General features: G+C 47.3%; 19 protein-coding genes. 7 read left to right on the top strand and 12 right to left on the bottom strand.

Going from position 1 to position 17,715, the window contains the following annotated elements; genetic code table 11:
• Window positions 1–210: 210 nt before the first annotated feature.
• Complete coding sequence (locus tag EJP77_RS20915; RefSeq protein ID WP_127199767.1) at window positions 211–450, top strand: hypothetical protein; 240 nt, start codon at window positions 211–213, stop codon at window positions 448–450.
• A gap of 65 nt (window positions 451–515) precedes the next feature.
• Here EJP77_RS20915 and EJP77_RS20695 read toward each other — a convergent pair whose 3' ends face one another.
• From EJP77_RS20695 to EJP77_RS13430, 6 genes are all read right to left on the bottom strand, one after another.
• Window positions 516–656 carry a hypothetical protein gene (locus tag EJP77_RS20695; protein ID WP_185897352.1) on the bottom strand — a complete coding sequence of 47 codons (141 nt, stop codon included), beginning with the start codon at window positions 654–656 and terminating at the stop codon, window positions 516–518.
• Window positions 657–777: 121 nt separating this feature from the next.
• Window positions 778–1,341: a ferric reductase-like transmembrane domain-containing protein gene (locus EJP77_RS13450; protein WP_127199766.1), complete on the bottom strand. Its 564-nt coding sequence runs from the start codon at window positions 1,339–1,341 to the stop codon at window positions 778–780.
• A gap of 27 nt (window positions 1,342–1,368) precedes the next feature.
• On the bottom strand, window positions 1,369–2,325 hold the full coding sequence (locus EJP77_RS13445; RefSeq protein ID WP_185897342.1) for an FAD:protein FMN transferase: 957 nt from the start codon (window positions 2,323–2,325) through the stop codon (window positions 1,369–1,371).
• Window positions 2,326–2,372: 47 nt separating this feature from the next.
• Entirely contained in the window at window positions 2,373–2,831 is a 459-nt protein-coding gene (locus tag EJP77_RS13440) for a hypothetical protein (protein WP_127199764.1), read from the bottom strand.
• Between the two features lie 211 nt (window positions 2,832–3,042).
• Window positions 3,043–4,254 carry an MFS transporter gene (locus tag EJP77_RS13435; protein ID WP_127199763.1) on the bottom strand — a complete coding sequence of 404 codons (1,212 nt, stop codon included), beginning with the start codon at window positions 4,252–4,254 and terminating at the stop codon, window positions 3,043–3,045.
• A gap of 54 nt (window positions 4,255–4,308) precedes the next feature.
• The gene (locus EJP77_RS13430; protein WP_127199762.1) at window positions 4,309–5,076 is read right to left on the bottom strand and encodes a GNAT family N-acetyltransferase; all 768 of its coding nucleotides are present in this window, start codon (window positions 5,074–5,076) and stop codon (window positions 4,309–4,311) included.
• Window positions 5,077–5,229: 153 nt separating this feature from the next.
• Here EJP77_RS13430 and EJP77_RS13425 point away from each other — a divergent pair, with 153 nt between their 5' ends.
• Window positions 5,230–5,985, top strand: a complete 756-nt coding sequence (locus tag EJP77_RS13425) for an alpha/beta hydrolase (protein ID WP_127199761.1) — start codon at window positions 5,230–5,232, stop codon at window positions 5,983–5,985.
• A 93-nt stretch (window positions 5,986–6,078) separates the two neighbouring features.
• On the opposite strand, the gene EJP77_RS13420 is transcribed toward EJP77_RS13425, so the two are convergent.
• Window positions 6,079–6,582, bottom strand: coding sequence for a DUF3939 domain-containing protein (locus tag EJP77_RS13420; protein ID WP_127199760.1), 504 nt, complete (start codon window positions 6,580–6,582; stop codon window positions 6,079–6,081).
• 123 nt (window positions 6,583–6,705) lie between these two features.
• Window positions 6,706–7,302: a DUF2087 domain-containing protein gene (locus EJP77_RS13415; protein ID WP_127199759.1), complete on the bottom strand. Its 597-nt coding sequence runs from the start codon at window positions 7,300–7,302 to the stop codon at window positions 6,706–6,708.
• 183 nt (window positions 7,303–7,485) lie between these two features.
• Here EJP77_RS13415 and EJP77_RS13410 point away from each other — a divergent pair, with 183 nt between their 5' ends.
• The gene (locus EJP77_RS13410) at window positions 7,486–8,478 is read left to right on the top strand and encodes a YpdA family putative bacillithiol disulfide reductase (protein WP_127199758.1); all 993 of its coding nucleotides are present in this window, start codon (window positions 7,486–7,488) and stop codon (window positions 8,476–8,478) included.
• Between the two features lie 5 nt (window positions 8,479–8,483).
• On the top strand, window positions 8,484–8,936 hold the full coding sequence (locus tag EJP77_RS13405) for a DUF441 domain-containing protein (protein ID WP_425464249.1): 453 nt from the start codon (window positions 8,484–8,486) through the stop codon (window positions 8,934–8,936).
• A gap of 79 nt (window positions 8,937–9,015) precedes the next feature.
• Here EJP77_RS13405 and EJP77_RS13400 read toward each other — a convergent pair whose 3' ends face one another.
• A complete protein-coding gene (locus EJP77_RS13400) occupies window positions 9,016–10,761 on the bottom strand; it encodes an ABC transporter ATP-binding protein (RefSeq protein ID WP_127199757.1) in 1,746 nt (581 codons plus the stop codon).
• Between the two features lie 124 nt (window positions 10,762–10,885).
• Between EJP77_RS13400 and EJP77_RS13395 the strand changes: the two genes are divergently transcribed.
• Window positions 10,886–11,404, top strand: coding sequence for an ADP-heptose synthase (locus tag EJP77_RS13395; RefSeq protein ID WP_127199756.1), 519 nt, complete (start codon window positions 10,886–10,888; stop codon window positions 11,402–11,404).
• A gap of 49 nt (window positions 11,405–11,453) precedes the next feature.
• On the opposite strand, the gene EJP77_RS13390 is transcribed toward EJP77_RS13395, so the two are convergent.
• A complete protein-coding gene (locus EJP77_RS13390; RefSeq protein WP_425464244.1) occupies window positions 11,454–11,759 on the bottom strand; it encodes a HesB/YadR/YfhF family protein in 306 nt (101 codons plus the stop codon).
• A gap of 510 nt (window positions 11,760–12,269) precedes the next feature.
• Here EJP77_RS13390 and EJP77_RS13385 point away from each other — a divergent pair.
• Window positions 12,270–14,027 (top strand): ABC transporter ATP-binding protein, encoded by a 1,758-nt coding sequence (locus EJP77_RS13385; protein WP_127199754.1) that lies wholly within the window; start codon window positions 12,270–12,272, stop codon window positions 14,025–14,027.
• A 1-nt stretch (window position 14,028) separates the two neighbouring features.
• Window positions 14,029–16,107 carry an ABC transporter ATP-binding protein gene (locus tag EJP77_RS13380; protein ID WP_127199753.1) on the top strand — a complete coding sequence of 693 codons (2,079 nt, stop codon included), beginning with the start codon at window positions 14,029–14,031 and terminating at the stop codon, window positions 16,105–16,107.
• 142 nt (window positions 16,108–16,249) lie between these two features.
• Here EJP77_RS13380 and EJP77_RS13375 read toward each other — a convergent pair whose 3' ends face one another.
• Complete coding sequence (locus tag EJP77_RS13375; protein WP_127199752.1) at window positions 16,250–17,119, bottom strand: S-layer homology domain-containing protein; 870 nt, start codon at window positions 17,117–17,119, stop codon at window positions 16,250–16,252.
• Between the two features lie 49 nt (window positions 17,120–17,168).
• Entirely contained in the window at window positions 17,169–17,621 is a 453-nt protein-coding gene (locus tag EJP77_RS13370; protein ID WP_127199751.1) for a hypothetical protein, read from the bottom strand.
• Window positions 17,622–17,715 lie beyond the last annotated feature (94 nt).

Here is a 17,715-nt window from a genome sequence, read left to right as displayed (position 1 = left end):
ACTAAGGCTGTTACTTTTAATATCTCCTATACGTATCTAAATTTAAGAGGATGAGTGTCAGCACTATCTTTTAAGGGTAAACAGCAAAAAGAGACAGCAAGTGCCTCTCATCCATTTATTTATTTAGGAAGTTATAAGGTTTTTTTAAGCTTATTTTAATAATTGTGTTTTAGTATTATATTATGAAACCACTGTATAGAGGTGATTAAGTTGAGAATCCTGATTAAATTCCAGAACAACACGGTTCCTGTTTACTTTGCAGCAGAAAGCAAACAGCCCATCCAACGAACTATTAAACTTTTGACAAGCGCGCTTGAGAAGAAGTTCACAACCGGTAAGAGAGCACTTAAGAAATGTCTCACGTCATTGATCAGCATTGAAATTGAAGGCTCAGAAGCGATTCTTCATAGCAAGAGCGAATTTGATTCCTTAGCTCTCTCTTTATATTAATACTTGTGAGAATTGATATTAAGGAATCACACATAAGGCAAGACTGAGGTCCATGGAGAGCTGGTTTAACCCGCTGTTCTCTGGACCTCTTCCTCATGCCATGCTTTCTCGACTCGAATAAGGAATAACGTCAGCAGATTACGACGGACTAGTTCATGATCACACTTCTCCAGTTTTCTTAGAATAAAACGGTCAATAGCCATCATGCCCACCTCCAAAGAGTTAGTTAAACCGGGTAAAGGAACTTCTTTCCTCTGACCCGGTTACTTGTAATTTAACCTTTTTATTTAATTTTAAACGCTACGGTAGGATTAGATGAAAAGCCCTCTATTTCGACAATTTCACGTGTCCTGTGCGGTTCCCCTTCAAGGTCATACGGTAGACTGTCATACCTATCAAGCCTATTCCCGTCAGTGCATACATCAGCTTGGCTGCTGCGGTTCCCGTATCACTGCCTGTGAATATACCGTGGAACAAGGCCATGAAGAATATGGGATAAGAGAGCAGATGAACCGCGTACCAAAGCGGTTTTTTAATCTTATTTCTTAGATCACTGGTCAACAGCAGTATCAGCATACCATATACCGCGAGAGTCCCTACACCGTATGCGACCGGATGAGTGGGAGTGGTGAACGGAATCCAGATTTCCTTCCAGGTGAAAGGACTGTACTGATCAACATAAATGATCATTCCGTGTGTAATTCCTATGAGAAACCCTGCCCAGGTCGAGCGGGTATGCCATTTATAGAGTACGGCTTTGGTCTTGCCCGCAAAAGACGGCATTCCATGCAGGATGCCGAGCATCATTCCTGAGAACAGAAGCAAATATGACACAATCCCTGATACCCTTATAGCCTCCCATATGGGAAGGCTCATTAACCAATCCGACATCGTGACTCCTCCTTATCTGATCTTGTATTAAATTTGAATATCATGTACGAAATCCAGTTTTAGCTTAGCTGTAATAGGTTCTAGCTGATCTTTAGGCCCGCGGTAATGGATCCGGAACTCCTCGTCCACCCATATCAGGGTATGGGTAAGATTTTGACGCGTTAGCCAGGCTAGTCCTTCGATTTCACCAAGAATGCACATGCTCTTCGAGATGACTTCACATTCAGGAAGATGGCTGCCCAGTACGGTGCATTGTACAATATTCCCCTCAGCTGATGATCCGGTTCGTGGATCGATCAAATGATGAACCTCCACTCCATTTGGGCCAACCCACTTTCTCTTGGTACGGCTTGAAGTGGCTGCTGCGCCGCTATGCAGCTCCAAGCCGACGATGTCCCTTTGGGGCTCAAAGGGGTCTTCGATTTGAATGGTCCACCGCTTCCCGGATGCATGGCGATTCCAGACGGTCAAGTCCCCGCCTGCATTAATGCAGAACGCTTCTATATCTGACTGTGCTCGAAGCCACTTGCTGATCTCCTGCACACACCAACTCTTTACGATGCCGCCAAGGTCAAGGGTTGTCCCCGGATCTCTTCTGAACATACGGGTCACCGGATCGAATAACCATCTCCTGGAGGGGATAGCTTCAACCGAAGATTCTCCGTTTCTCTTCCTGCTCTGATGCGTCTCAAGCTCTTCAAAAGTGCGATCATATCCCAGCCATTCCAGCTCGGGCAGAATCGCAGGTTTAAAGGCACCTTCGCTAAGTCGAGTGAACTGCCGCGCCAAACTCAGCACCTCCGACATGGCAGGGGATACATTTACCCAACCAGATGACGCGTTCAAGTTACAAAGCTCGCTCGTAGAAATAAACCGGCTGAATCGTCTTTCCTGAACCTCAAACCAATTCTGTACTCTTAGGGCGTAGGTCTTGAACTGACTAAGCTCCGATACCGATAAATGAACTTCTACTCTGGTATTCATTGCCCTAAACTCTGTTGTCCACGCAGGTGATTCGGTTCGGAGCGTACTCATGATCCACCTGACCGGGTCTGGAAGGATGAAGAAGGTGCCTGGTCAGAGAACCCGTCATTCGAGTTTCCCTCAGAGCTTCCATTCGAGATGTCTCTAGAGCTGCCATTGGAGCCGTTATTCGAGCTATCCATCGAGCCGCTGACAGAACTGCTATTCGAGCCGTCGTAAGAGCCGTCTCCGCTCTCCCAAGATTGAAAATCCCTGTGATGACCTGGGTGTCCATCCTGAGGCTGGAATTGACTCTCATCCATATTATTTTGCCAATCATTTATCGCACGATCTGAATCGGTGCTGTTCGTCTGATCTACAGTTCCACTTGCGCTATCCAGAGCAGCTACCTGCTGGTGTGCGGTTTCAAAAGCTGGCGTCATTTTCAGCCACTGTAATGCCAGACCCGCTGCGAGAATACCTGCCGCGCTCGCTTTCCATTTGCGCCATTTATCTTTTTTTGCCATGTTGTATTTCTCCTCTCTTCTGCAGCTCTGTCACTAGAGATAGTGTACTAATCTTAGCTTAATAAACGCTGAACGCAGGCTGAAGAAACGCCCAAAATCTCCTTCTAAAACAAAAAAAGAAACCAGCCTATGCAGGCAGCCAAGAGCCGTGGCTGTCACTTACAGAGGTGGTTCCTTGATAACTTGAATTGAGTTCAATGTGATGGAAACGCTAGGATTTGGTAGCCGTTTGCTCCCTGAGCATCCTTCTTCTCAAAGGGTTAAGCTTTAGTACCCAGGCTGTAATCAAAAGCAGTAGTCCGTTAAGGACAAAGACGAAGGAGATGGGAATAAACCCGGCCGCAGCCCCTCCTGCAATCGGACCGGCCATGCCTCCAAGCTGATTGGCAGACTGGTTCAAGCTGAACGCCCGCCCTCTAAATTCCGGCGCGGTTGCCTTGACAATTAAGGCGTTCAGGGATGGATACACCGCGGCGAAGAACAAGCCATACATGAATCTCAGAATTCCGAACCCGTATAAATTGTGGAAGACCAGCTGCAGTAGGTTACCAAGTCCTCCGCCGACCAATCCAATAATCAGCGTATTCTGGTATCCGATTCGCTGGCCTATCTTGCCCCATATTGGCGCAGCAATGACCGTTGCAATACCTACAGCCGAGAAGATAATTCCTGAGCTTAGGGAAGCATCCCCCATCGAAGCGCCCAAATCTACAACATAAAGCGTCAAAAGAGGTTCGAGCACCATCACCGAGGTGGTCACGATCAGCACTACAGTCAGATGCCGGATCAACGGACGATTCGCGATTGCCTCCTTGAAATCATCCAGTACATGGGATCTGGCTTGATCCCGATGAAAGTTCTCTTCTTTTACGAAAAACAAGGCGATCAGTGCAGAGATCAATACTACGCCCCCTGCGGCCAGAAAGCATTCCCGGTAACCAATATACTTGCTCAGAACCCCTCCGATCATCGGCCCGACAATACTTCCTGCGGCTCCTGCCGTTGACATGATTCCAAGGGAATAGCCAACATTTCTCTCGGGGGTGTTGGTTGCTACAAGTGCAATAGCTGAGGGCACATACCCGGCCAGCAGACCTGATAGTATGCGGACTCCGAGCAGCTGATACGGATCTTGGACTAATGAAGTCAGAATATAGACACCACACAGACAGAATCCCGAACGCAGCAGCATCGGCTTACGTCCGTATTTATCTGAGAGTGATCCCCAGTATGGGGCAATTAAGGCCCCAGCCAGAAAGGTAATCCCAAAGGTCAGTCCGGACCACAAGGTGACATTCGTGCTTACCCCCAAATCATGGCTGATGAACAAGGATAGAAATGGAATCACCATTGAATATGCCATACTGCAAAAGAATACACCGCTCCAGAGAACATAAAGATTTTTTCTCCACGAAAATTCCACTTCGCTCACCTCTGTCTCTTTTCCCTCACGTGCATGGGAGACTTATTGCCGTCATTACCCGTTCTGCTTAACTCGATACCAATAATGATACAGCCGGTTAAAATTTAGTTTGCTGTACAGATTTCTGGCCGCGTGATTGGATTCGACAACTAACAGGTACGCATGCAGAGCCCCGCTCGTTCTTCCCCATACCAACATATGTAACAGCAAGCTGAGACCAAATCCTCTCCTTCTTCTGGATGGATCAGTCACAATATCATAAATGCCCATATAACCCGCTTGAATCACACAAATGCCACATGCCACCGGCTCACCCGCATCATATAAAGTGAAAAATCCCTGTTTCAGCGGGCTAGCCATAAGCATACGGAGGGCTGTATCCTTGTACTCCGGCTTTAGACCTCCCAATTGGCACAAACGCGCCAGCCAGTCATGGCTGACCTTGGAATCCACTGTAACCTGGCCATGTAGGGCTTCCGGTAAATGGCTCTCAAGTTCAGGGTCACCGAGTCCCCTGGTCATCACAAGTGTAGTATCTACAGACTTGTATCCCTGTTGTTCCAGCGCGGAATCCAGCCCTTTACTGCTGTCAAACGACGTGATCTTAAATACGGGATTAAGTCCATTCTGCTCATAGATGGTTTCACATTCATGGATCTTGACAGACAAATCCTTCAATTTAGAGGGGTACAGTGGAGTCACAGAATTAGAGCGTTTGGAATAGCCCTCTGTGAACCGCAGCAGCCATCCGTCATACACCACGGTGTGCAGGGCGGGCCATGCGTTCAAATTCATTTCCTCTATCAATCTCTCTTCCACCATGAACCCCCTCACCTCTATAATTGCGAGCGTAGCGATTTGTTAAGCCCCGGTTTATAATAGAATTGATTATTCTTTATATACTAAAACTTTTTTATAGTTTTTCACAGTCTTTCATAATTTTTTCACAAAATTAATTCAAGGGGATGCTAACACATGGCACTTATTCAATGCAGATTCTACTCGGAAGTCCTTGGACTTAACACCTCAATGACCGTAATTCTGCCAGATCCTGAACTCCCTGATTCCGGGAAATGTACAGCGCCATACCCTACTTTATATCTCCTTCATGGTCTATCTGATGATGATAGCGCATGGACAAGACAGACCTCTATTGAACGCTATGTAGCAAAATACAAAATAGCAGTTGTGATGCCCCAGGTATTCCACAGCTTCTATACAAATATGGTTAGCGGCGGAGCCTACTGGACCTTTATTAGCGAGGAACTGCCGCGGATCGCTCGTTCCTTCTTCCCATTATCCAGCGCAAGAGAGGATAACTTTACCGCAGGCCTGTCTATGGGCGGCTATGGCGCCTTCAAGCTCGCCCTCAGTCACCCGGAGCACTTTGCAGCCGCAGCAAGCTTGTCCGGAGCTGTGGATGTGAAGACGATGAAGGATCGCCATCCAGAGCTGTATGCCCAAATCTTCGGGAACAAAGATATCCGCGGTACTCAGGACGACTTGTTCCATCTGCTGGAGCACACCAGTTCGGCAGATGGAGCCAAACCGAAGCTGTACCAATGCTGCGGTACTGAAGATTTCCTTTATGAAGATAATCTAGCCTTTAGAGATGCCTTAAGCAATTCGGGTATGGATTATATTTACGAGGAAGGCCCGGGAGACCATGACTGGGAGTACTGGGATGCACGTATCCAAGACGTTCTGGCCTGGCTGCCCATTAAGCGGTAGTAGGCTGAGATAAGCACATAGAACAGGGCGCCCGCAGCAGATTCATCTGCTTGCGGGCGCCCTGTTCTGTGCTCTGAATTCCAATGCCTAGGATTACAATTCAAGGATCATAACTGAGGAGTCCTGCTGCATGCCATTCATCCCTGCTCTTTCAGGGCGGTGGGTCAGCATCAGCTCCTGCTCGGTTACATATAGAGGAATAGTCGGTAGCTCGTTCAGAAAATGCTCATTCATCAGCACTTTGAAATCCACCTCAAACTCCGGAGAACCTTGAATCACCGGCATCTTTCCTGTTTCATTCACATAGTCGTCCACGGCGTTCTGTACGAGATCCAGAAAGTATGGGATGTGACGTTCCTCTTCAGGAAAAATCTCGTACGTCTCGCGGGAGAGATAAAATTTCTGTTCGGGTACACCGCCAAGATACCGGCTAAGTCTGGACAGATCTATCGTCCCATCGCTTTGCAAGAGCGACATCCGGTTGATGGGTGCCGGCATCTCATCCTCATACTTGAGCACGGCTCTTCTTACATCTTCAAGTGTTACATGTATGGCGGCACGATTCGTGTGGTTACGTTTATTTTTCCAGAACAACATAATGGATACCTCCCTGTTATTCATCTTTGTCAGGAAGCGCTTACATTATTATTGTATCCTGAAATTTATTTTTTGCATATGGTTAATCGCTAACTTTATGCAATTTTCGCAAAATTTTTTTCTTCATTTCAGGGCTCTCCAATCGGTCCACATTTCCCGCGGATTAAGCTCATACTCCTCATTCTCCCTATACATGAATTGGTGCATGATCAGCTCGCGCCGAAGTGTAGCGTAATCCTCGTGTATAGGTTTGATGAATTCGTTAATCTCGCGCTCTCCATATTTGTGTCCGGGAGCAAGCTTCGAGACCATATATTCCAGTACAATCAGCTTCTTCTTAAGCTGCGCCGGAATCTGTTTCATGTGCCCGTCTTTGGTAAAAAAGTTACGAAGCACTGACTCCTTAAGTGACTCATTCTTGTCCTCCATTTCTTCCACGATCTCCTTCTTCTTAAAAATAAATTGCTGAGTAGCCAGAGCATGATTCTCAATAAAGTAACGATTGAGCGAGAAGTACACCGTGTTCTTCTCCCTGCGCTCATTTAATAATGAGGCCTGCCTAAGCTTGGCGGCATGATGAGTAATGGTGGGCTGTGATAAATTCAGACGATCAGCAAGTTCCTGGCCGCTGGCCTCTCCTTCAGAGAGCAGCATCAACATGCGGAGCCGCATTGGATCACCCAAGGCTTTATGATAGGCAACAAGCTTATCCAGCTGCATTATATTCACCTCAATTGGATTAGATAATTATCTAATTAGATATTAATCAAATTACTTGCTAATTGTCAACTGTGGAAATTAAGTTTCAATTGCTGTAGGATTAGAGTGTTTCAATTCAAAGGGTACCCGGTACCTACCGTGTCAAGAAAGCATATCATTAGAGAGTTAGAAGGAGGACTTCCATTGGAAGATGTAATTATTATTGGCGCTGGACCATGCGGGCTGTCCGCTGCCATCGAATGCCAGCTTCAAGGCTTGTCCGTATGTGTGATCGAGAAGTACAACATCGTTCATTCTATTTATTTATATCCTACACATATGCAATTCTTCAGTACTTCAGAGCTGCTTGAGATTGGGGGCATTCCGTTCGTAACCACGCTGGACAAGCCCTATCGGCATGAGGCCCTGGCTTATTACCGCAGAGTAGCGTCGCACTATAATCTTCGTGTGAACTGTTATGAAGAAGCTCTCAGCATAGATCGTCAGCCGGATGGAACTTTTATTGTCAGAACCCTGACCTCATCGGGTGTCCAATTGGAATACCCGGCTCGTAATGTCATCCTGTCCTCCGGTTATTTCGACCATCCTAATATTCTCGGTATACCTGGAGAAGACACAGAGAAAGTAACTCACTATTTCCGCGAAGCCCATCCTTACACTGGAATGAAAGTAGCCATTATCGGAGGCAGTAATTCGGCAGTAGATGCCGCGATGGAGCTGCTTCGTGTGGGTGCAGAGGTTACGATTGTGTATAGAGGTGAGGGCATTTCCTCCCATATCAAGCCTTGGGTCAAACCTATTTTTGAAGCCATGCTTGAAAAAGAACGTATTCACATGCGCACTTCCTCCCGTGTAGTCTCTATTCTTCCTGATCGTATCGTTATAGAGTCGCTCACAGAGGGAACAACGGATGAGCTTGAGAACGACTTCGTTCTGGCCCTGACAGGCTTTCGGCCGGACCGTAAGCTGTTGGCCTCGGCAGGTGTCCAAATGTCCGAAGACATGGATAAGCCAGTCTTTAATCCCGAGACGATGGAGAGCAACATCCCGGGGCTGTATATCGCGGGGGTCGTAGCATCCGGCCGGAACGCGAATGAAGTATTTATCGAGTCGGGCCGCGGACACGGTAAGCTTATTGCCAGACATATTGCGCGAGCTCCGCTTTCGGAGTCCTGAGCATGATGACCCAGATTGATATTACGGCACTTCTTCTGTTATTTATGGCGGCGCTCGGAATCATCAGCGGCAATATGCCCATAACGGTAGCCATGATTGTACTGCTGCTACTAAGGGTGACCAAGTTGAATCAGGCCTTTCCCTGGCTGGATAAATACGGACTGACCGCAGGGATCATTGTGCTTACGATCGGTGTAATGTCACCTGTAGCCAGCGGTAAGCTGTCCCCCCAGATGCTGTGGGCCTCCTTCTTCCATTGGAAGTCACTGTGTGCCATTGCCGTCGGCATACTTGTAGCCTATCTTGGCGGCCGGGGTGCATCCTTGATGACCAGTCAGCCCACAGTCGTTGCCGGCCTGCTAATCGGTACTGTAATTGGTGTTGCCTTCTTCAAGGGAGTGCCGGTTGGCCCTCTCATTGCAGCAGGGCTATTATCCTTGTTAATTGGCAGAAGCTAAGCCTAGAATAGTAAAGAGCCCTCATTAGCCCCTTTTAAAGCGGCAATGAAGGCTCTTTCTTTCTGTTGACAGCACTTTTTTACTGTAGATTCTGAATACTATAAAGGCCTGCGTATACTCCCTCGTCTGCCATCAGCTGTTCATGCGTACCTGACTCGACAACCTCCCCATCCTTCATGACATAGATCCGGTCCGCATGGGTTATTGTAGACAGCCTGTGCGCCACAACAAGCGTGGTTCGATTGGTTGACAGATCTCTCAGGGATTGCTGGATCAGATGCTCAGACTCGAGGTCCAGCGCAGAAGTTGCTTCGTCCAGAATGAGAATCGGCGGGTCTTTCAGAAATACACGGGCTATCGCAATCCGCTGCTTTTGTCCTCCGGACAGCTTCACGCCCCGTTCCCCTACCTCCGTATCATAGCCTTGAGGAAGCTTCATAATAAAGTCATGTGCATTCGCGGCTTTGGCAGCCTCAATAACTGCCTCCTCATCCCCATCCGGATTGCCCAGGATGATATTATCTCTTACCGAGCCGCTGAACAGAAAGTTATCCTGGAGTACCATACCCACATGACTTCGCAGACTCTGCATCGTATAGTTCCGGACGTCCTGTCCATTCACCGTGATTGACCCCTCCTGGATATCATAGAATCTGGGGATCAGCCCGACCAGGGAGGATTTGCCTCCGCCGCTCATTCCTACAAAAGCAATCGTCTCCCCAGGTTGGACACTCAGATTGATATCTCTCAGCACCCAGCCTCCTGCATCCTGATATTTGAACCAGACGTTCTTGAGGGATACACTGCAGGAATCGGCCTGCAGAATCTCAGAATCGGGCTCGTCCTTCATATCATAGGGTTCCTTTAACAATTCATGTACCCGTTCCCAGGAAGCCGTGGCTTGTGTTAGCGTGGTTGAAGAATTGATCAGGCGCTTCAGAGGGGCATACAGCCGGTCAAGGTAACCGAAGAAGGCCACAAACGTCCCTAAAGTCAGATGGCCCTGAATCACTTGATATCCACCATAGCCAATAACCAGTAAAGGCGCAATGTCAGTTAGTGTGTTGATAATGGCGAAAGTCCAGGCGTTCCAGCGGCTCTGTGCGAGTCCCTTTTGAAGAAAAGCCCCGTTCGTTCTTCCGAACAGCTTGCGGTCATATCCTTCCAAGGCAAAGCTTCGAATGACTGAAATCCCCTGAATTCGTTCGTGTAGATAGGCCTGGATCCCTGCCAGGGCGGCCGAACGATCCTTGGTCAGCTTCTTGAGGCGCTTGTACAGTATTTTTACGGCAAGGGCATAAAGAGGCATAATAGCAACGGACACCACAGTCAACACGGGATCCAGATAGAGCATAAAGCCAAGCACAAAGATAAGAGTGAACAGATCCAGCCAGACGTTCATCATTCCGACTTCAACGATATTCTTGGTCTGCTCTGCATCGTTAATGAAACGGGATATAATCTCCCCTACCTTGGTGTTCTGATAATAACGCAGCGACAAGCGCTGAAGGTGCTCGTACAGTCTATTCCGCAGATCGAACAGGATTTTGGCCGTAATATACTGGGCGAAATACTGCCTTGCATACTCAACAGGTCCCCGGACGATCACGAACAGGAAGAATGTAATTCCCAGCACCAGCATCAGCTGCTGAATCTGCTGCTGTACAGTCAAGCTGTGATTCAGCACAAGGTCATCTACTACATACTTAAGAATGAGCGGAAGCAAAGATGGAATCCCGAATTTCAGAATCCCGATCAGCACAGTTACAATAATCCATTTCGTATACGGCTTTACAAACACAAAATAAGCTTTCCATTGATTCAATAGATGCGCACTTCCCTTTGTTGTCATATTTGCAGGCAGAACTGATTTAAGCATTCACCCTGTTTTTTTAGCATTACAATTATGATATACTCTAATGCATAATTTGAAGAATGCGAGGAAACTCATGCCACGTCGATTTGTTATTGAAGCGGTGATGTTAGCGATATATGGGGAGATTACGGCCCCAGAAGTACCCGTTGAATATATTGTACCTTATCCCACAATCATGGAGCTATATGAGTTTCAGAACAGCTCTGAGCCTTTGATGGGCGACCGGAGCGACGATCTTTACGTGAAGAGCAAAATTAACGAGCTGATCGCTTATTTAGAGGAGCCTTTGAACCGTAAAAAGCTTGAACGCGCATTAAGCGTCCCTTGGTCCAAAAGCCCTTCCATTCTCTTAGGAAAGTCTGTCTCCCTTACCATTGTAAATGCTCTCGATAATGAACAGTACGGTGAATTTCTGGATCCTATAGAGACGGTTATTGTACTTACTTCTCTTAAGGAGTTCACTCCCATTCTTACCGACCAGCCCGAATTGATTGGTCGGATTATTGAGGCAGAAATACAGGTGCAGGTATATGACATTCAAGACTTTAATTTCGCTTTGGAGCCCGCTTTCCCGGATTCACAGCAAACATAGTAACAGGCCCGCAATTAGCGGGCCTGTTACTATGTTTGAATAGCACGGATTAAGCTGTCTTATCTTTGGCCTTCACATATTCATAAGCGATATCGTCGGATGATTCTTCGTAAGTCACCTTCAAATCATATCCTTCCAAATACCACAAATCCTGTTCTTCCATATAGAACTTAATCCCTTCCGCCTCTATCACACATCCGGGTGAAGCGGGATTCTCTACGCCAATACCGAGGGAAAATCCGGGATGAATATGGCCGCCGGCACTGTAGCGAACGAAGAAACGGATCGCCTGCCCCTCCTGAAGCTCCAACTCCTTTTTATACCACTTTGCTGCTGAATCGGTAACGTGGATCATCAGTTCATCTCCTTCGTTCTCTCTCTGAAGTGGAACACCTTAGGGTATTCCTTAATGCCCTCATACACCATTGTAGACCATGAGCCCCGGAATGCCAAACGTCCTTTATTAGATCATAAACAAAATTAAGTTTGACAATTTTCCGAACCGGGTGATAAAATCGTCAGCGTACGAACATTTTTGAACAAATTTCCAAAAGAAAGGGTGAACACGGTGTTTAAAGATCAACTCATGACCGCTCCTCAATATGCGGCAAAGTCACAACAACTGAATACCGGAAGTAACCCTGCAATGATCGGAATTGGCTTTTAGCTGAACTGGAATCTTGCTCCTGGAGCATCTTACTTTGTTCTGCGGCGGTTACTTGTGCTCAAGTAACGTACGCGTGCTATGTGAACCTGAATAGGAAGGCATATCGTTTACGGACGATATGCCTTTTTTGTTTTCCCGTGAAATTGCAGTGTTATTTCTGAGCAAATTAACTTTATTGAAACTAAAGGAGGGAACCCTATGTTCTCAGTTCTAAGGAATTTGGGCTGGTTTTTCCGAAGGGAAAAAAGGCGTTATACCGTGGGTCTGGTTCTGCTGATCGTAGCAGGAGTTGCCGAGCTTGCGCCGCCCCGTCTTCTGGGTAATGCAATTGACGAGATTGTCAACGGATCTATTTCCTGGACATCACTTACGCGTTATATTCTGATGATTCTCGGAATGCTTGTCTTTATTTATTTCATTACGTACATATGGATGCGCGAGCTATTCGGCGGATCTAACCTGGTGGAGCGGCTGCTGCGATCCAGATTTATGGCCCACCTGCTTCGGATGACACCACCATTCTTTGAGCGGAATCGGACTGGAGACCTGATGGCCCGGGCGACGAACGATCTTCGCTCGGTGGCACAGACGGCTGGATTCGGCATGCTGACCTTGACGGATTCCACCATCTTCCTGGCCGTCATCTTCATCGCAATGAGTACTATAATCAGTCTGAAGCTGACTCTCGCCGCCATTATTCCCCTTCCCTTCATTGCACTCGCCATGAGCATTTATGGGAAAGTCATTCACCAACGGTACACGGTTGCACAGGATGCTTTCGGAGACATGAATGACCAGGTGCTTGAATCGGTAGCCGGGATCCGGGTAATCCGGGCCTATGTACAAGAACGTAATGATGAGAAAAGATTTGAATCCATCACGAATGATGTCTACGAGAAGAACCTTGCCGTAGCCCGGGTAGATGCATTTTTTGAACCTACGATCCGGTTATGTGTCGGTATCAGCTACGCCATCGGCCTTGCCTACGGGATATATCTTGTATTTCATAATGAGCTTACACTTGGAGAACTTGTCTCCTTCAATATGTACCTCGGGATGATGATCTGGCCTATGTTCGCCATTGGTGAGCTGATCAATGTCATGCAGCGGGGCGGCGCCTCTCTGGACCGTGTAAACGAGATTCTGTACACCAAACCGGATGTTGAGGATAAATCTACACCTGCCGAGGTCTCACAACCTGAACGTATTGAGTTCAAGGATGTTACCTTCCGCTATCCAACATCCTCCGTAGATAATTTGAATCAAATCAACCTTAATCTTCACCCAGGGGAAACACTCGGCGTAGTTGGAAGAACCGGCAGCGGGAAGTCTACTCTGCTTAAGCAGCTTCTTCATGAATATCCGCTCGGTACTGGTGAAATTCTGATCTCTGGCGTCCCCCTTGAGAATATTCCTGCCGAGAAGCTGCATTCCTGGATTGGTTATGTGCCGCAGGAACAGATCCTCTTCTCCAAGACCGTTCGCCAGAACATCCAGTTCGGTCTTAAAGATGCATCAGACGAGACAATCTTGGAAGCAATCCACACGGCGGCCTTCGATCAGGATCTACAGACGTTATCCGATGGATTGGATACGCTTGTTGGTGAGAAAGGCGTCGCCTTGTCCGGCGGACAGAAGCAGCGAGTTTCACTGTCCAGAGCCTTCATCGCAGATCCTGAGATTTTGATACTCGACGATGCATTATCAGCGGTCGATGCGCGCACAGAGGCAAGAATTATTGAGAATATCCGGAGCAAGCGTTCCGGAAAGACCACACTGATATCCACTCATCGCCTCTCTGCCATTGAACACGCAGATCACATTATTGTCCTGGAGAAAGGACAAATCATTGAACAAGGAACCCATGAAGAGCTGTTATCCCAAGGCGGTTGGTACCGTGAACAGTACGATAGACAGCAGGTGGAATCCAATCTTTCAGACGGGGAGGTGTCCTAAATTGCACACAAGCACAGGAAAATCCTTATTTAAATACGCTTTAACCGCCAAGAAAACATTTATTCTGGCATTAATCATGCTCGCGATCGGAGTGGCAGCAGATCTTGCAGGCCCCTTCATCGCCAGGACAATGATCGACGATCATGTACTGGCCATTGAGAAGTCCTACTTCCAGACTCAGACCAAAGATGATTACACGGTCTCGTACAATAACGAACTCTATAAGCGAGAAGACCGTTTTAGTCCTGGAGAGCCAAAAGGGCAGGAAGTTCGCATCCTTCAGGTTGGGAGCGGTTATGTAATGGCTTTTGGCGGGGTAACAGCCAAGGACGGTGATAGATCCTTTCAAGATGGGAAGCTTTCCATTACACATGGATCACAGACCGATACTTACTCAGCCAAACAGCTTAGCAATGATGAGATCTATTCGTTCTACAAGCCCGAGTTCCCCGGTATCGTTCAGCTGCTAGGCTGGTATCTTGGTTTTCTAGCCATTGCGATCGTGATGGAATTCGGCAAAACCTACTGGCTGCAGTCTTCAGCCAACCGTGTTATTCAGAAGCTTCGTCTGGATGTCTATGCGCATATCCAGCGGCTGCCCGTGAACTTCTTCGACAATCTGCCTGCAGGCAAGGTCGTCTCCAGGGTCACGAATGACACAGAAGCAGTAAAGGATCTATTTATTGCGGTACTCTCTAATTTTTTCACAGGAATTATCAATATCATTGGGGTCTATATCGCTTTGTTCCTGCTGGATGCCCGCCTTGGACTTACCTGTCTGTTCATCGTCCCGATCCTGGTTATCTGGGTGGTGCTGTATCGGAAATTTGCCACCCGCTACAATACGATTATCCGTTCCAGATTGAGTGAGATTAATGCGATCATTAATGAATCCATTCAAGGGATGTCCATTATTCGTGTGTTCCGGAGACAGAAACAGACCACGGAAGAATTCGAGTCCCTTAACGATGATTACATGAAGCATCAGAATAAGATGCTAAATCTGAATGCATTTACCTCTCACAACCTGGTTAATGTACTACGGAGCGGAACGTTTGCGATCATACTTTGGTATTTCGGTTCTTCCGCGCTCGGAGGAGCAAGCGTAGTGTCCCTGGGTGTTCTATATGCCTTTGTGGATATCCTTGGACGCTTGTTCCAGCCGATCACCGGGATGGTCAATCAACTGGCCGCGCTCGATTCTTCCATGGTATCCGCCGGCAGGGTCTTCACCTTGATGAACGAACCTGGTGAGCAGGTAACTGACGGATCTATGCCGCGTTATAAAGGGAATGTTGAATTTAAAGATGTCTCCTTCGCTTACAAACGGGATTATGTGCTCAAAAATATCAACTTTACAGCTCAACAGGGACAGACGGTAGCCTTGGTAGGACACACGGGCTCAGGCAAGAGTTCAATCATTAACCTGCTGTTTCGATTCTACGACCCTCAGAAGGGCGTAATTACCATTGATGGCACTCCTGTTACCGATCTACCAAAACAGTGGATTCGCCAGCATATGGGGATCGTACTGCAGGATCCCTACCTGTTCACGGGAACTATTGCCTCTAACGTCAGTCTAGGGGATGAGCGGATATCCAGAGAGACCGTAGAGAAGGCTCTGCGAGATGTCGGAGCACAGCGCATCTTGTCCCATCTTCCAGGAGGCATAGATGAACCTGTCATTGAGAAAGGAAGCACCCTGTCTGCCGGGGAACGCCAGCTTATCTCCTTCGCGAGGGCACTGGCCTTCGATCCAGCTATTCTTATTCTTGATGAGGCCACTGCTAATATCGACACCGAGACCGAAGCGCTGATTCAGTCTGCGCTTGAGGTATTGAAGAAAGGCCGAACAACCTTCATTATCGCGCACCGCCTCTCCACTATCCGCAGTGCAGATCAAATTCTGGTGCTGCACCGGGGTGAAATTGTGGAGCAAGGAACCCATGACGAGCTTCTCGCCATGGGCGGCAAATATCATCAAATGTATCAGCTTCAGCTCGGATCTTCTGCCGAAATTCCGGCTGCGCCTGGAACTCAGCATCCTATAGTCTTAGACCCCGTACCAAGGGGGTCATAAGCCAAACAAAGCCGCTCCTGTATCCAGGGGCGGCTTTGTTTATTTATAAGCAGTTTAACTTAGCTTATTATTAAGCAAGTTCAACTCTGCTTATTTATAAGCATTATTAACTTTGCTTATTTATAAGCATTACTAACTCTGCTTATTTAGATAATGCAATTTCAACATTATATTTGCTGCTGAGATAAGTCTCTGTCTTCGTATCCGTAATCACCTGAGGGTACATCTTGTCAGGATCAGGAGATTCAAGCTTGTAATAGATTACGGCCGTCCCTTCAGCAGTGAAATCCACCTTCTCAATCGAGATTCCGTATCCAGGATTCGGCTGCTGCGCACGTGTAAGGACTACTCTGTTAATTTGATCATTAACCTTCTCGATAGAGAAAGATACCTGCTGAGCCTCATTCTGAGCAGCCTTATGGTTATCCACGAATTCAGCGGCTTTATAGACCATCAGTGCGGCTTCCATCCGAGTGATTTTATCCTTCGGGTGGAATTTCTGACTGCTGTCTAGTGAAGCGATCTTCATTAGCAGCAGGTTCTGAATGCTGCCCTGATAATCCGGTGTTGTTTCGCTGTCATCAGCCACCTGGATGTACATCTTGATAAGAGGATACTCCCCGGTCGCCCGGATTCCCTTGTACAAAATATGGGCGAATTGTTCCTTCGTCAGTTCCGTTGATGGAGTTGCTGCCAAGTCTACCGGAATTCCATTTGCCTTCGCAATCTTCAGCGATTCTGCATACCATGCTGCACCTTTGTCCAGCTGTGCAGACGAGTCCGATTTGAGCTGGAGCGCTTTCACAACCAGATGAATCCCTTGAGCGGCCGTAAGCTTGCCTTGTGGGGCGAACTTATCCTTGGTTATTCCCTGTATAATTTTCTTGCTTTGCAGCGACTTGATGACCTCAGAGTCCTGCCCCTTAACATCCGAGAAGGCCGAAGCCGAGGAGACAGCCATCAAAGAACAGCTCAAGGCCAGTGCCGCTATGGCTTTACTTTTATTTTTCATTCCTAAACACCTCCACCCTCTTAACGGCACTGAAGAGGAAAATGTTGCATTAATCTTCCACCTTCACCTGATCATACAGATGACGTGAATACCGCTGAAGCTTCAATTCGAGAGCCTGAGCTTCATCTTTGAAAGCTTTAAGCTCTTTTATCATGGCCGCCCTCCCAACCTGGGAAAAGGTCTCATGGATCCGTTCCTTGAAATAATCATGAACTATGTAATTTCTTTGCTTCCATAACCGGGTTAACTGCTCTGTCTCTTCTTCGGAAAAAGAGAAGTTATGCTGGATCTCCCGTACCAGCTGACCAAGCGAACTGCTGAGCTTAAGCTGGAATAGCACCGTGAAATCTTCTTCTGACGGAACCTTTCCATCAGCCACCTTCATCAGCATGATTAAGTTTGCAAGCTGCTGTTCAAGAGCCTGAGAGTAATATACGGCCAAGCCGAAATAAGAAAAGAGTTCTTTGGCCTGTCCACTGTCCATTCCATTTATATTCTTCATGACGAACCATCCTTCAAGTTACAATATCATTCCATTTATCATAGCAGGATGTATTACGCAATCAAACCATTATAAGACAGAAATACAATAAAGG

Origin of the sequence: Paenibacillus zeisoli, from assembly GCF_003994465.1 — a bacterium.
Taxonomy (GTDB): domain Bacteria; phylum Bacillota; class Bacilli; order Paenibacillales; family Paenibacillaceae; genus Fontibacillus; species Fontibacillus zeisoli.
This window is presented reverse-complemented; position numbering and strand designations above follow the sequence as displayed.

Excerpts from the sequence above, each read along its gene's own strand:
- EJP77_RS20695 (WP_185897352.1), bottom strand. The coding sequence starts at position 656 with ATGATGGCTATTGACCGTTTTATTCTAAGAAAACTGGAGAAGTGTGAT.
- EJP77_RS13450 (WP_127199766.1), bottom strand. The coding sequence starts at position 1,341 with ATGTCGGATTGGTTAATGAGCCTTCCCATATGGGAGGCTATAAGGGTA.
- EJP77_RS13445 (WP_185897342.1), bottom strand. The coding sequence starts at position 2,325 with ATGAATACCAGAGTAGAAGTTCATTTATCGGTATCGGAGCTTAGTCAG.
- EJP77_RS13440 (WP_127199764.1), bottom strand. The coding sequence starts at position 2,831 with ATGGCAAAAAAAGATAAATGGCGCAAATGGAAAGCGAGCGCGGCAGGT.
- EJP77_RS13430 (WP_127199762.1), bottom strand. The coding sequence starts at position 5,076 with ATGGTGGAAGAGAGATTGATAGAGGAAATGAATTTGAACGCATGGCCC.
- EJP77_RS13425 (WP_127199761.1), top strand. The coding sequence starts at position 5,230 with ATGGCACTTATTCAATGCAGATTCTACTCGGAAGTCCTTGGACTTAAC.
- EJP77_RS13420 (WP_127199760.1), bottom strand. The coding sequence starts at position 6,582 with ATGTTGTTCTGGAAAAATAAACGTAACCACACGAATCGTGCCGCCATA.
- EJP77_RS13415 (WP_127199759.1), bottom strand. The coding sequence starts at position 7,302 with ATGCAGCTGGATAAGCTTGTTGCCTATCATAAAGCCTTGGGTGATCCA.
- EJP77_RS13405 (WP_425464249.1), top strand. The coding sequence starts at position 8,484 with ATGACCCAGATTGATATTACGGCACTTCTTCTGTTATTTATGGCGGCG.
- EJP77_RS13395 (WP_127199756.1), top strand. The coding sequence starts at position 10,886 with ATGCCACGTCGATTTGTTATTGAAGCGGTGATGTTAGCGATATATGGG.
- EJP77_RS13390 (WP_425464244.1), bottom strand. The coding sequence starts at position 11,759 with ATGATCCACGTTACCGATTCAGCAGCAAAGTGGTATAAAAAGGAGTTG.
- EJP77_RS13385 (WP_127199754.1), top strand. The coding sequence starts at position 12,270 with ATGTTCTCAGTTCTAAGGAATTTGGGCTGGTTTTTCCGAAGGGAAAAA.
- EJP77_RS13375 (WP_127199752.1), bottom strand. The coding sequence starts at position 17,119 with ATGAAAAATAAAAGTAAAGCCATAGCGGCACTGGCCTTGAGCTGTTCT.
- EJP77_RS13370 (WP_127199751.1), bottom strand. The coding sequence starts at position 17,621 with ATGAAGAATATAAATGGAATGGACAGTGGACAGGCCAAAGAACTCTTT.